The sequence below is a fragment of the Bacteroides cellulosilyticus DSM 14838 genome (assembly GCF_000158035.1).
GTDB classification, from domain to species: domain Bacteria; phylum Bacteroidota; class Bacteroidia; order Bacteroidales; family Bacteroidaceae; genus Bacteroides; species Bacteroides cellulosilyticus.
The window spans coordinates 2135930-2150520 of the sequence record NZ_EQ973490.1 but is presented as its reverse complement, the minus strand read 5'-3'; the positions used below and the strand labels follow the sequence as shown (position 1 = coordinate 2150520).

General features: G+C 47.4%; 9 protein-coding genes. 7 read left to right on the top strand and 2 right to left on the bottom strand.

The window, feature by feature from the left end; genetic code table 11:
* Nucleotides 1-281: 281 nt before the first annotated feature.
* Together BACCELL_RS12295 and BACCELL_RS12290 are read right to left on the bottom strand one after the other, a co-directional pair.
* Nucleotides 282-3476, bottom strand: a complete 3195-nt coding sequence (locus tag BACCELL_RS12295; RefSeq protein WP_007212127.1) for an efflux RND transporter permease subunit — start codon at nt 3474-3476, stop codon at nt 282-284.
* Between the two features lie 3 nt (nt 3477-3479).
* Nucleotides 3480-4637: an efflux RND transporter periplasmic adaptor subunit gene (locus BACCELL_RS12290; RefSeq protein WP_007212126.1), complete on the bottom strand. Its 1158-nt coding sequence runs from the start codon at nt 4635-4637 to the stop codon at nt 3480-3482.
* 172 nt (nt 4638-4809) lie between these two features.
* On the opposite strand from BACCELL_RS12290, the gene BACCELL_RS12280 reads away from it, so the two are divergent.
* The 7 genes from BACCELL_RS12280 (at nt 4810) to BACCELL_RS12250 (ending at nt 14585) form a co-directional block, all read left to right on the top strand.
* A complete protein-coding gene (locus BACCELL_RS12280) occupies nt 4810-5646 on the top strand; it encodes a helix-turn-helix domain-containing protein (protein ID WP_007212124.1) in 837 nt (278 codons plus the stop codon).
* A gap of 127 nt (nt 5647-5773) precedes the next feature.
* Nucleotides 5774-6970, top strand: coding sequence for a DNA-binding transcriptional regulator (locus BACCELL_RS12275; protein WP_044153629.1), 1197 nt, complete (start codon nt 5774-5776; stop codon nt 6968-6970).
* A 54-nt stretch (nt 6971-7024) separates the two neighbouring features.
* Nucleotides 7025-10180, top strand: a complete 3156-nt coding sequence (locus BACCELL_RS12270) for a SusC/RagA family TonB-linked outer membrane protein (RefSeq protein ID WP_007219589.1) — start codon at nt 7025-7027, stop codon at nt 10178-10180.
* Nucleotides 10181-10193: 13 nt separating this feature from the next.
* Complete coding sequence (locus BACCELL_RS12265) at nt 10194-11783, top strand: SusD/RagB family nutrient-binding outer membrane lipoprotein (protein WP_022210389.1); 1590 nt, start codon at nt 10194-10196, stop codon at nt 11781-11783.
* Between the two features lie 30 nt (nt 11784-11813).
* A complete protein-coding gene (locus tag BACCELL_RS12260; protein WP_007212120.1) occupies nt 11814-12167 on the top strand; it encodes a PKD-like domain-containing protein in 354 nt (117 codons plus the stop codon).
* Between the two features lie 16 nt (nt 12168-12183).
* On the top strand, nt 12184-13221 hold the full coding sequence (locus BACCELL_RS12255; protein WP_007212119.1) for a glycosyl hydrolase family 18 protein: 1038 nt from the start codon (nt 12184-12186) through the stop codon (nt 13219-13221).
* Between the two features lie 242 nt (nt 13222-13463).
* Complete coding sequence (locus BACCELL_RS12250; protein ID WP_007212118.1) at nt 13464-14585, top strand: acyltransferase family protein; 1122 nt, start codon at nt 13464-13466, stop codon at nt 14583-14585.
* Nucleotides 14586-14591: the final 6 nt, after the last annotated feature.

The window sequence follows — 14591 nt, the reverse complement described above, 5'->3', positions numbered from 1 at the left end:
AAACAACTCGCGCCAGGAGAGAGAGGCGATAGAGGTGGTGTCTTCCAGCTCTATATCCTGCCCGTAAAGTCCGTCGGTCTTGACTTCAGGACGTTCATATTTAGTATAGATGCCGCAACTACTCAACAGCAAGGCTGCGACAGCTAAAGTGATGATTTGTTTCTTCATTATTTATATTGTTTATTTCATTAGAAAATGATGAATTTACACAACCGGAGTATCTCAATTCCCCTCCTCCGGCGGAGGAGAATGAAAATACTCCTGTATCCAGTGCCAACCTATCATTTATGTGATTCTTCTATTTCTTTCTTACTCACTTCCATCTCCTCCTCAATCTGCCAGTCTTTGGTCGGCATGGACTGAGCCGGACGAAGACGTTCCTGCAACCACTGGAAGGTGACAAACAAAGCCGGAACGATGAAAAGCAATGCCAATGTACCGATGGTCATACCACCTACTACACCCGTACCCAACGAACGGTTACCGTTAGCACCTACTCCCGTAGCTACCACCAGCGGGAACAGACCGAAGATCATGGTGAGTGCCGTCATCAGGATAGGACGAAGACGTGCTTTGGCTGCGCTGACTGCGGAAGCAATCAATCCCATGCCCGCTTTTCGGCGCTCGGCAGCATATTCCGTCAACAGAATGGCTGTCTTGGCAAGCAAACCGATCAACATAATCAAACCTGTTTGCAGATAAATGTTATTCTCCAATCCTGCTATCTTGGCAAACAAGAACGTACCCATCAGACCTACCGGAACCGCAAGAATAACTGCAAACGGAACGATGAAGCTTTCATAAAGCGCACTCAGGATAAGATAGATCATCAGAATACAAATGCCGAAGATAATTACCGTCGTACCACTCTGCTGGTTCTCCTCACGTGTGATACCACCGAAGTCATAACCGTAACCTTTCGGCAGGCTGATTTCTGCTGTCTCTTTCACGGCACGGATGGCATCACCCGTACTATATCCCTCGGCAGGCATGGCATTCACAGCTATGGAATTATACATATTGAAGCGACTCAATGTTTCGGCACCATAACTGCGAGTCAGCGTAACGAACTGGCTCAGCGGAGCCATCTCACCGTTTGCCATCCGCACAAAGGTGTTGTGCAATGAAGACTCATCCATGCGGTATTCCGGACCGGACTGTATCATAACCCTATATACCTTTGAGAAACGGTTGAAGTTGGATACATACTGTCCGCCATAGTAACCCGAAAGTGTGGAAAGCACTGCATCCGGAGTAATGCCGGCACGCTTACATTTGGCAGCATCTACCTCGACAGTCCATTGCGGATAACGCACATCGAAAGTAGAATAAGCCATGGAGATTTCGGGACGCTGATTCAAAGCACCCAAGTATTGCTGGGTAGTCTGGAAGAAGGTGTTCACATCCGTGCCCAACTTATCCTGTACATTCAGGTCGAGTGCATTACCCATACCATAACCCGGAATCATACCCGGAGCAATTGCAAAGATCGTGGCATCCTTGATATCTGCCGTGCGGGCATAAATTTGTCCGATGACAGCCTGCACCTGATCTTCTTTCTTCGTACGTTCATCCCAGGGTTTCAGTTTCATAACAATCATACCGAATGTATTTCCCTGTCCGGAAAGCAATCCGTAACCGGCTACTTTCTGAATATGCAACTTTTGCGGAATAGCTTCCAAGCGCTCTTCTATACGAAGCATAACATCATCCGTAGTCTTCAGTGAGCTACCCGGAGCCGTACTTACATTGACGAACAATACACCCTGGTCTTCATCAGGCACCAAACTGGTCTTCGTTGAATTCATCAGGAGTACTAACAATACTACCGAACAAGCCAGCAACGACCATGACAACCAACGACGCTTAATAAAAAATAGTACCGCATTCTTATACTTATTCACCACCACATCGAAAGCCGCATTGAACGAATTACGGAAACGGGCGGCAAAATTATTTTTCTGCGTACCATCTTCATTAATATAAGGTCTCAGCAACAAAGCGCAAAGGGCCGGACTCAGTGTCAAAGCGTTAATAGCTGAGATACCTACGGCAACTGCCATTGTCAAACCGAACTGCGTATAGAACGTACCGGACGTACCACTCATAAACGATACAGGAATGAACACTGCCATGAATACCAGTGAAGAGGTGATAACCGCATTACTGATACCCTTCATAGCGTCGATACTTGCCATATAAGGAGACTTATACCCGACATCGAACCTCGACTGTACCGCCTCGACGACGACTATGGCGTCGTCCACCACCGTACCGATCACAAGTACCAATGCAAACAGGGTAATCAGATTGATACTGAATCCGGCAACGGACATAAAAGCGAAGGTACCTATCAGTGACACGATGATACCCACCAACGGAATCAATGTGGAGCGGATATCCTGCAAGAATACATATACCACCAAGATCACAAGAAGGATAGCTTCGATCAAAGTCTTTACTACCTCATGGATAGAAGCGAACAGGAAGTCATTGGAACTCATCATCTGTGTCAGTTCCACACCTTTCGGCAGGTCTTTGCGCACTTCGTCCAACAGGTTGTCAATGTTCTGATTTACTTCCGTAGCATTGGAACCGGCCGTCTGAAATACCATACAGGAAACACCATTGTGACCGTCCATACCGCCTTTGTAGGCGTAGCTGTCCTTGCCTAGTTCCACATCTGCAATGTCTTTCAACTTCAGCACTTCACCGTCTTCCGTAGAACGGATTACGATTTCACCAAATTCCTCCGGCGTAATCAGACGACCTTTATACTTCATAGTATATTGATAAGTTTCGTCCGAATTTTCACCGAACGAACCGGTAGCCGATTCAATATTCTGCTCGGCAAGTGCTGCCGTCACGTCAGACGGAATCAGTTTGTACTGTGCCATCACATCAGGCTTCATCCAGACACGCATACTGTAGTCACCACCCATAATCATCATATCGCCCACACCTGCAATACGCAGCAACTGCGGTTTCAAGTTGATACTCATATAGTTGGCAAGGAAGTTTTCATCATACGAATTATCGGGACTATGCAATGAAAACATCTGTAAGATACTGGTCTGGCGCTTCATAGTGGTCACACCTACCTGGGTTACTTCTCCCGGAAGCTGTCCGGTAGCTCTGGATACACGGTTCTGCACATTAACGGCAGCCATATCCGGATCGGTTCCCTGCTTGAAATAGACGGTAATAGATACCGAACCGGCATTGGTAGCGGTAGACGTCATATAGGTCATGTCTTCTACACCGTTGATAGCTTCTTCCAACGGAGCGATAACACTCTTCTGCAAAGTTTCCGCACTGGCACCGTAGTACGTGGTGCTTACCATAACGGTAGGCGGAGCAATATCGGGATATTGTTCGACAGGCAGGGTAAACAACCCGATGATACCCAGAATGACAATCGTTATAGAAATGACCGCCGAAAATACCGGGCGTTCAATAAATGTTCTCAGATTCATGGATTAATCCTCCTTTGTTTGTTGATTAGCGGTTTCTTGTGTTGCAGAGGATGCTGACTTAGCTTGAATAGGTGTACCTTCGCGCAATAATCCTACGCCTTCAGCCACAATTACATCACCCACATTCAAACCCTTGTCTACGATATACTCTTTTCCACCATTCACACGGGTCACCTCCACCGGAGCAGACTGTGCTTTACCATCTACTACTTTAAATACGAACACTTTATCCTGCACTTCATAAGTAGCCGCTTGCGGAACAACGATACAGTTCCGTTTTTGAACAGGAACCACTACATTGCCGGCTCCCCCACTCTGTAACAATCCTTCTTTATTCGGGAATACGGCACGCAGACTGACAGTTCCGGTAGAAGTATCGATCACCCCACTGATTGTTTCAATCTTACCTTGCGAAGGATAGGTGGATTTATCATTCAGAATCAGTTCAATAGCAGGCATTTCCTCCAATGCTTTACTCCTAGAACCGTAGCGGCGCGTCATATCCAGCAACTGGTTTTCTGTCATCGAGAAGTAAACGTACATATCGGAATTATCAGAAACCGTAGTCAACGGTTTAGGCAGGCTGGCACTAACCAAAGCGCCCACACGATAGGGCAGAGTGCCTACAACACCGTCGGCAGGACTTTTCACTTCCGTATAAGAAAGGTTATTGGCGGCACTTACACGTTGCGCTTCCGTCTGCGCCAATTGCGCTTTCGCCGTCAACAGGTTATTATAAGATGTCTGCAAGTCGAACTCGGAAATCACGTTCTGGGCAAACAATTCTTTTTTACTGTCATACGTCAGTTGAGCCGTAGCTACACTTGCACGCGCCGCTTCCACATTGGCTTCCGCAGTCTGCAAAGCTGCACGGTAAGGCACTTGATCAATAATAAACAAGACTTGTCCTTTGCGGACCGCCTGACCTTCTTCCACACAGAGTTTAGTCAGGAAACCTGATACCTGCGGGTAAATGTCAATGTCTTGTCTTCCCCGGATACTCGCTGAATAGGTCGTTTGCAATTCCTTGTCGGATGTCGTGATTCTCATCACCTCATACTCAGAACTGGTCTGCACGGTAGGAGCCTGTCCGCATGCTACCAATGTTACTCCACAAATGAATGTCATCATTTGTCTAATCAATCTCTTCTTTGTTGTCATACTACAATCTTTTTAAAAACATCTTTTGTTATGTCGGCGGCAAAGGTATGCCGTTTTTGAACAACAACTTGTTTCATTTGTCGCACTCCTTTGTTCATTTTCGGAACGCTTTGCTTAACATTCCAAAAAGAACTTTTACCTTTGTCCCAGCAAAACTTTAAAAAGATAAAGTATGAATCCATTATTAACTACGAAAGCAGAAACCTTCAGATCCGGGAGTGATAACCTGGAGTTTTACCACAACCGACTCATCAAATTAACGAATGGAGTCCTTTTATTCTGTTCCGGCGGAGAAGCGGAAATCACCATAGATCTGGAGAAGCATCACATTATACCGAATACGAACATTATGTTATTGCCCGGCTCTATTCTTTCGCTCAGATCGGCCAGCCCGGACTTCCAGATACACTATTTCGCTTATTCGGGCGAGATGATGAAAGTTGCCTGCTTCCGACTGGACCCGGCATTCATGCATTTCATGAAAGAGAATTCCTGTTATACACATACCAGACTCGAAACCATACGCCCCATCCTGAGAATGATAGAGGCAAGCGCCGCCATCTATGCCGACAAGGAAAACCAGTTTCGCGAAAGCATTGCCCAGAACCTACTTCAGATATTCTTCCTGGATACTTATGATAAGGTACAGAGATATTTCACGAAGGAACAACTGGAGGGAGGCAACCGGAAAGGACAGCTGTTCAAAAAGTTCATCCATCTGGTACATACCAATTGTACCATGCAACGGGATGTAGCCTTTTATGCCGAGCAACTTTGTATTTCTACACGCTACCTTTCCGCTATTACTAAAGAGGTAGGCCAGATTTCCGCTAAAGAAATCATCGATGAGTTTCTCACACTGGAAATCAAAGTCGCCCTACAATCCACCAACCTCTCACTAAAAGAGATAGCCGACCGGTATAATTTTCCCGACCAGTCGTTCTTCGGACGGTACTTCAAGAAGCATACGGGAATGTCACCGAAAGAATACAGAGCAAAAAGAATATAATAGATAGAAAACAATTGTATTGACGCAAATCAACAATAAATAAACGCATACTGACGCATATCAACAAACACAAACGGTTTACATTTGCAGTGAACAATTAAAAAGCGAACCGCAAATTTAATACCGTATGCTGAAAGTACTGCTATTATCCGATTTTACCAGCGCGTACAGCCGCCTTTTATTAAAAGGTTTCCTGCGATATTCCATGGAAGTGGGCAACTGGCGCTTTTATCGAATTCCATTGAGCCGTGAAGACTTCAATGACGAAAAAGCAATCGAAACAGTCATTGATATTGCTCAGCGCTGGGGAGCGGATGCCATCATGGGACAGCTGTCCGAAGTAAATACCGAACGGCTGCGCTCCATAGGCATCCCCGTCATCCTGCAAAACTACACCAATCGTGTGGACGGCATATCCAATATTACCGGTGATTACTACGGCACCGGCGAAATGGCCGCCAACTACTTCTTGCGGAAAGGTTACACTAATTTTGCTTTCTACGGCACCAGTGATACAATCTGGTCACGCGAACGTGAAGAGGGTTTCTGTACCCGCCTCGCCGAAGTAGGGCAGCATGCCTATATCTATAATGAAGAGAGCAACATCCGGTATGGCTCCACTTCCGACCAGCAGGCCCTCCAAGCCTGGTTACAGCAACTCCCCCATCCCACAGCCTTGTTTGCCTGCGACGACGTATTCGCCTTACGCATAACCGAAGTCTGCGGTATCAGCAACATTCAAGTCCCCCAGGATCTGGCTGTTTTGGGAGTGGATAATGACGAAATACTCTGCAATATGTCCGACCCTCCCCTTTCTTCCATCGTGCTGGATGTAAAGAACGGCGGATATCAGGCAGCCAAACTGCTGCACAGCATTGTGAAGGATAAGCAACTGCCACAATTCAATATCGTTATCAATCCCATCCGCATTGAACGCAGAAAGTCAACAGAAGGATACTCGGTAAGTGATAAACTGGTCCTTGGTGCCCTGAAACTTATTGAGACGGAGAACAACGGCCTTATCAGCATCACAGAAATACTGAACCGCCTTTGTGTTTCACGCCGTGTACTGGAAAAACATTTCCGTAAGGAAGTCGGCATTTCCATTTACCAATATATACTGGATTACCGCACTTCCTGTTTCGCCGAGAAACTGTTAACCTCAGACCTGCCCATCATGGATATAGCCTTTGAACTGGGTTATGAAGATTACATCAATCTTACCAAATCCTTTAAGCGAATCTATCAGATGACTCCAACCCAATATAGGAATTACTATAAGTACGGGAAAACAACCACTATTATTAACCCTAATAACCAATGAGAAACAGTGAGAAATTTTATTCTTTTACCTAACTCGTCAGGAAAGAACACTTCAATGCGAAGTATCTTCCTCATTGTATGTATGTGCTGTAGCTTGATTACTCTGGCTCAAAGCAATTTCAAGGTATCCGGTATCGTTATCGGAGTAGACAAAGAACCCATTATCGGGGCTACCATTCAAGACAAAAGCAACCAGACAGGTGTCATTACCGATGTAGAAGGACGCTTTACCATCAATGCTTCTTCGCGCAACGCCGTGTTACGCGTCGGCTATATCGGAATGAAATCAGAAGAAATCAAAGTAGAAGGGCGTTCCCAAATCACCATCATCCTTCAGGAAGAAGCCGTGAAGATAGACGAAGTGGTAGTAACCGCCCTCGGCATCAAGCGTGAAGCCAAAGCTTTAGGTTACGCTGTATCTTCCGTAAACAATGACGCACTGACAGCCGGTAACGAGCAGAATGTAATGTCTGCCATCTCGGGTAAAGTAGCCGGTGTGGATATCTCTTCCACAACAGCAGGCCCTTCCGGTTCCACACGCGTCATTATCCGCGGTAATTCCCAGCTGACAGGTTCCAACCAGCCCCTATATGTCATCGACGGCATGCCGGTGGACAATACGGAACTGGAAGGTGCAGGCAAATGGGGTGGTTACGACTATGGTGACGTATTGTCCTCCCTCAACCCGGATGATATTGAAAACATTTCTATCCTGAAAGGCCCGTCCGCTTCCGCACTTTATGGCTCCAGAGCTTCCAACGGTGTTGTCCTCATCACCACTAAGTCCGCCCAGAAGAAAAAGGGTATAGGTGTGGAGTTCTCATCCAACCTGAGCATTGTTAAATTACTGACTGGTTTCGACGATTACCAGCGCGTCTACGGTCAGGGCCGCGACGGGCGTCCCTCGATGTCCGGTCAGTCGGCATCGACTACTTCGCAAGTAGCTTGGGGTGGAAAGTTAGACCCCAACATGGATGTACATATCTATAATGATGAGATACGGAAGTATGGTAATGTGAACAACAACATCCTGAGTTTCTTCGATACCGGTATCACTACCACCAATGCCGTTGCCTTCAGCAAGACCAATGACTTGTCGGCTTTCCGTGTATCCGTATCTGATATGCGCAACTGGGATATCGTGCCCGAATCGGAACTGAGCCGTACCAGTGTCTCTTTTAAAGGAAACACCCAGCTTTCCAAACGCCTGACCGTAGAAGCACAGGCCACTTACAGTTACGAATCCGTGCAGAACCGCCCCGCCTTGTCCGACAGTCCGAGTAATCTTGGTAATGCCCTGATAGGTATCGCGCCGAGTTTTGACCAGAAATGGTTATCCAGTAACTACAAGGACGAAACCGGACGTTACAATGACTGGAACGGTGACAAATACCGCATCAACCCCTACTGGGTAATCAATGAAATGAGCAATAAGTCCAAACGCGACCGCCTCATCGGACAGGGACGCCTCTACTATGCATTCACCGATTATCTGAAAGCCAGCTTCAAAGCCGGTCTGGACTCCTACACCTTCCGCTTCACCGATTTCACTCCGATGTATACCCCCGGATTTACCGATGGAATGATGAAGGAAATGACCAACAACGTGATGCAGTATAACTTCGAGATGATGCTTCGTTTCCAAAAGCGTTTCGGTGATTTCGATGTATCGGCTTTCGTCGGCGGCAATGTGATGCGCTATGAGTACGAATCCATGATCCAGACCGGACAAACGCAGGTAATCCCCGGTTTACAGGACATCACCAACTATTCCAGCATAGAAACCGAACATGCCCTGGTGCGTAAAGCCGTGCGCTCCCTGTTCGGACAGGTCAGCCTGGGCTACAAAGAGTTTGCATACCTCGATGCAACGTTCCGTAATGACGTGTCGTCCACTCTAAGCCCCAAGAACCGTTCTTATTTCTATCCTTCGGTTTCGGGAAGCTTGATATTCTCCAACCTCTTTGAGCACAAAGAATGGTTCACCTTCGGTAAGTTGCGTGCTTCATGGGCTAAAGTAGGTGGTGACACAAGCCCCTATCAGCTTCAATTGGAATACGGTCTGAAACCTTATACCAATAAAGGAACTTCTCTGGGCTACATCACTTCCGGTTCCGTGCCTAATGCCAACCTGAAACCGACCTCGACTTACTCTTTCGAAGTAGGTATGGATGTGCGTTTCCTGGATAACCGTCTGGGACTGGACTTTACTTACTACCAACAGATAACCAAAGACCAGATCTTGTCATTGCCGGTTTCACAATCTACCGGATACAGCCGTGCCATGATCAATGCCGGTGAGATTTCCAACAAAGGTATCGAAGCTTCTCTGTCACTCGTACCGGTGAAAACCAAAAACTTCACCTGGGATGCCAATATCAACTTCGCCAAGAACTATAATGAAGTAGTGAAACTGCACGAAGACGTGAAAGACTTTGAACTGGCAGCCGCCCGCTGGGCCAACGCCTTCATCTACGCAAGCGAAGGACAACCTTACGGTGTCATCGTAGGTAAGAAACTGAACCGTACAGAAGCCGGCGAAGTGATTTATGAAAACGGTCTGCCTACTTTCGACGATAAAGTATCCGTATTAGGAAACGGCAACTACGACTTCACTTTAGGTTTCCGCAATGCTTTCTCTTACAAAAACTTATCAATGAGTGTACTGGTAGATATGAAATTCGGTGCGGACGTTTATTCCATGAGTAAGATGCAGTCGCACGTAAACGGTACTTCCAAAGAAACCCTGGAAGGACGCGAAGGCTGGTACGCCTCCGAGCAAGCCCGCCTGTCGGCCAACGTAGATGCCAAAGACTGGACACCGACCGGAGGTTATGTAGGTAAGGGAGTAAAAGCCGTAACCGATGCCGACGGTAACGTAAGCTATGTGCCCAACGATGTGTACGTAGATCCCGCCAAATACTGGCAAGCCTTGCAGAACTCTTCCCCCGAACCGTTCATCTGCGACAACTCTTTCGTGAAACTGCGTGAAGTATCACTCTCTTACTCATGTCCCAAGAAGTGGTTCGTACATACTCCTATCGAGTCCGTCACCCTCTCGGCTTACGGTCGCAACCTGCTGCTGATCTATTCAAAAGTAGACAACATCGACCCTGAATCTTCTTACAACAACGGTAACGGACAGGGCTTCGAATATGGCTCATTACCCTCACGCCGCACCTTCGGCTTCGGCATCAATGTCAAATTCTAAAACGCATATCAACATGAAAAATATAAAATGGAGTTCCTTATTTATCGGCCTCATCTGCCTGTGCAGCTGTGTAGACCTGACTGAACTGAACGAGAATCCGACCAAGGCAACCAGCATATCCCCGCATCTGCTGATTCCGACCATACAATTGACTCATTCGCAATATATGCAGAACACCATCCGCTACTTTATCTACCCGGGTGCATTCGTCAACCACTGGATTGGCGGCTGGAGTATGCAGGAGTACGGCGGAAAAGCCAAAAAGAACATTGCCTACATGGAACGCCTCTGGGTAGCCTATTATCCCGATATCATTAAGAATGCCGTCGCACTGGTCAGCCAGACCACCGACAACCCGGAAGAAGTCAATCTGAATGCCATCGGACGCATCCTGAAAGTAGAGGCTTTCCTTAAACTGACGGATTATTACGGTGACATTCCGTACTTTGAAGCCGGAAAGATATACAATGAAAACATCGTGAAACCCCGATACGATAAACAGGAAGATATCTACATGGATTTCCTGAGCGAACTCCGCGCCGCCTCCGCCCAACTGGACGCATCGGCTATGGCTCCGCAGAACGACCTTTACTTCAATGGCGACATCGAGAAATGGAGACGGTTTGCCAATTCCTTATGGCTGCGCATCTCCATGCGCCTGCTGAAAGTCAACCCCACACTTGCCCAGCAAGAAGCCAAAGCGGCTTATGAGGCAGGAGTGATGACCTCTAACAGCGATATCTGTTATGTGGCGCACGAATCGAGCAGACTGGACGAAGGTCCGGGCAACGGATTTGCCAACCAGATGCTGGAAGATCCTACTTACAGTAACTACCGCATGACCAACGAATTGCTGGAAGCGCTGACTTCCACCAACGACCCGCGCACTCTCTACATCGGAGGCGCCTACTATACCGACAGCAAACGTACGGATATCACGTCCATTGTTTACGAAAAGACCGGTTCGTATCAAGGAGTGCCGGCACAAGATTTCATCTACAATGCCTGGGCACCGGCTCTTACCATCAATATCGATGGAAAAGATGTAAGTGTAGCACACCACTACCAGAAGATGCAACCCTCTAAACTGCTGACTGATCCGGCATCTCCTTATATGCACCTTACTTATGCCGAAACAGAATTCTACCTGGCTGAAGCCGCTGCCCGCCATTGGAATGTATCTTCCGAAAGTGCCAAGGAACACTATAAGAAAGGTCTGGTAGCCGCCATCAAGCAATGGAGCCTGTTTGGCGCCAATGTACCCGATGACGCCACACTGGAAGCCCTCGCCGAAGAACAGTCTTCACTGCTGGATGCAGGCGACACCGAGGCGCTGGAAGAGATCAACAAACAACTGTGGCTGCTCTATATCCTCGACCCGATTGAAGCCTGGTCTAACATACGGCGCAGCGGTATGCCGAGCAAGTACACTAAGTTCTACAACCTGGCTCCCACAGAAAACGAATCGGACGGCAAACGCCCCAACCGCATGATGTATCCGCTGGAAGAACAGATTAAGAACAAGGAAAATCTGGAAGAAGCACTCGGCCGCATGGGAGGAACAGACAGCTGGACCAGTCGTGTATGGTGGGATAAAGAATAAGTTTACACAATTAAAAAGAACGGATAAATTATGAAAACCAAGTATATTTTTCTAATATTGTGCTTCCTGGGCATCGCCATGGGAAGTTGTAAAGACGACTCGGCAAGCAACCCGACCTTTGCCGATGATGAACTCTATATCTATACCGACATGTTGGAAAGTGTATCAGCCATAGCAGGCACCCTCACGGAATTCCCTATCCTGGTTTCTCCGGCAGACGGCAGCGTGTCCGTCAAGTGGTTGCTGGACGGTGAAGTGATCGGAACCGCCCCTACACTGAGCTACACATTCACCCAGACCGGAAGTTTCAAGCTGCGCTTTGAAGCGGTACGAAACGGAACCACTAATTTCAGAGAATTCACTTTAGTAGTAACAGCACCTTAAAAACATACGGATACCTATGAAATATCTGACTCTATGGGCACTTCTCTGCATCCTCTTCGGATGCGGAGGAACCTCCCAGGAAGAAGCACCCAAGAAACCATCCAAGATTATCTTCGGATACCTGCAATATGAACAATTGCCCGAATACCAGATTCCCTGGGATCAACTGACTCACCTGAGCATCGCCTTCGGACGCGCCACAGAAGAAGGTGGCCTGGCTGATGCCGCCAACATCGAAAAGCTTTTGCCCATCTTCCGCGAAGGGCAAAAGAAAGGGGTGAAAGTTCTGTTATCCGCAGGTGGAGGCGGCAACAAAGCCATTATGGCGGGTGTACTGCTTAATGATACTTACCGCAACCGCTTCAAAAAGGAACTGTTGAAAGCTGTGGAAGACTGGGGATTCGACGGTCTTGACATCGACTACGAACACTGGGCAGGCGGTCCGGAAGGCTACGGAGAAGGCGACAAGGAAAAAGTAGCCCTCCTTGAAAACTTCTACAAAGAACTGAGGACGGAACTTCCCAAAGGCAAACTGCTGACTGCCGCCGTGAGTGCCGACTATCCGGAATGGAACGGGGGCTGGGGAAACTATAATGTATATACCAACTCGATGTTTGAATATCTGGACCTGGTCAATATCATGGTGTACGACTTCACCGGTGGTTGGAAATCATCGAAAGTAGCTCAGCACGCCAGCATGGAACACTTCCGCATGGCAGCCAAACGTTGGAGTGAAATCCGCGGAGTACCCAAAGAAAAGATTATCCTCGGAGTGCCTTTCTACGGTGTACACTTCGTATCCGCCGAAACCCCGGTAGGGGCTACACACATGCCGTACAAGGAGATTCTAACGAATTATCCCAACGAACAGGCCACGGAGAAGGACGAAATCGGACTACTCTTCTACAACGGCAAACCAACCATGCGTGCCAAAGCCGGGTATGTAAATGACAACGGTTACGGAGGTATCATGATATGGGCTATCTCGCACGATTCTCCCAACAAAGAAGAGAGTCTGCTTCAGGTGCTCTATGACGCTTTCACCGAACATTAAGCATCCTCTTGCAGAAGCCATATTCCGAAGACCCGTTTCATTAAAGGAAAGGATATGAAGCAATAAAACATCACATGCAAAAGATGGCATCTTTTGCAACGAAAGGTGGCATCTTATGATGTTAAAGATGGCATCTTTTGCTACAAAAGATGCCACCTTTTGCAAGAGTAGAATAAAGCATCCGGGTGTTTTCATTTAATGAAGAGCATCCAAACTATTAATAATCAAAACATTCAGCACTTATGTCGGCCCCAAACAATAGATTACTTGCACTCGATGTAATAAGAGGGATTACCATAGCCGGAATGATACTGGTAAACAACCCCGGTTCCTGGCAGTCTGTCTATGCCCCGTTGCAACACGCACGATGGCATGGATTAACCCCCACAGACTTGGTTTATCCCTTTTTTATGTTTATCATGGGCGTAGCCATCCACTTTTCATTGCGCAAGTTCGATAAACTCAATACCACCGTCAGTCTGAAAATCATCCGTCGGACCGTAGCTCTCTTTGCCGTAGGAATAGCATTGGATTGTTTCTCCAAACTTTGTTACGGCACTTTCTCCTGGGAACATCTGCGTATTCTCGGTGTCATGCAACGGTTGGCATTGGCTTATGCAGGCGGAGCATTCCTGGCAATTCTTATTCCGAAGAAGTATTATCTTGCCACGGCAGGAGGAATTCTGCTGCTATATCTTGTGTTGCTGCAATGTTTCAACGGATATGTACATTCGGCAGACAACCTGATTGCGGTGATTGACGTCAAACTGCTGGGAGCGGGACATTTAATCAAAGAGACCGCTGAGGGCGGTAGCTTTGCTTTCGAACCCGAAGGGCTGCTGAGTACGATTCCTTGTTGGGCGCATGTACTGTTCGGCACGTTCGTTGGAAGCCTGATTACGGGGATAGCGGAGAATAAGGAACGTATCCGTCAGATCGCCCTGTTCGGTACGGTCCTGTTGTTCGCCGGTTTCCTGTTACAATATCTTGATCCGATAAACAAGAAACTGTGGACAGCTTCCTACACTTTAATCACTTCCGGAACTGCTTCCCTGCTTCTTGCTTTACTGATAGATATCATTGACGTCAGGCAGAAAAAGCGCTGGTGCCGCTTCTTCGAAGCCTTCGGAGTGAATCCGCTTTTCATGTATGTAGTTGCATGGATCATCAGCGTACTGTTCGGATTGTCATTCATCCCGTGGGGCGAAGCAACCATCAGTGTCCGGGGAATTATCTACAACCGGACGCTGCAACCCTTGCTGGGAGATTATGCAGGATCTCTGGTCTATGCCCTGTTCTTCATCGGGGTGATATGGGCATTGGGATACATTCTCTATCGCAAACGTATTTATATAAAACTGTAAAAAGGT

What these genes read in the sequence shown, in the direction of transcription:
- BACCELL_RS12290 (WP_007212126.1), bottom strand. Translation starts at nt 4,637, where the DNA reads ATGACAACAAAGAAGAGATTGATTAGACAAATGATGACATTCATTTGT.
- BACCELL_RS12250 (WP_007212118.1), top strand. Translation starts at nt 13,464, where the DNA reads ATGTCGGCCCCAAACAATAGATTACTTGCACTCGATGTAATAAGAGGG.
- BACCELL_RS12265 (WP_022210389.1), top strand. Translation starts at nt 10,194, where the DNA reads ATGAAAAATATAAAATGGAGTTCCTTATTTATCGGCCTCATCTGCCTG.
- BACCELL_RS12270 (WP_007219589.1), top strand. Translation starts at nt 7,025, where the DNA reads ATGCGAAGTATCTTCCTCATTGTATGTATGTGCTGTAGCTTGATTACT.
- BACCELL_RS12255 (WP_007212119.1), top strand. Translation starts at nt 12,184, where the DNA reads ATGAAATATCTGACTCTATGGGCACTTCTCTGCATCCTCTTCGGATGC.
- BACCELL_RS12260 (WP_007212120.1), top strand. Translation starts at nt 11,814, where the DNA reads ATGAAAACCAAGTATATTTTTCTAATATTGTGCTTCCTGGGCATCGCC.
- BACCELL_RS12280 (WP_007212124.1), top strand. Translation starts at nt 4,810, where the DNA reads ATGAATCCATTATTAACTACGAAAGCAGAAACCTTCAGATCCGGGAGT.
- BACCELL_RS12275 (WP_044153629.1), top strand. Translation starts at nt 5,774, where the DNA reads ATGCTGAAAGTACTGCTATTATCCGATTTTACCAGCGCGTACAGCCGC.
- BACCELL_RS12295 (WP_007212127.1), bottom strand. Translation starts at nt 3,476, where the DNA reads ATGAATCTGAGAACATTTATTGAACGCCCGGTATTTTCGGCGGTCATT.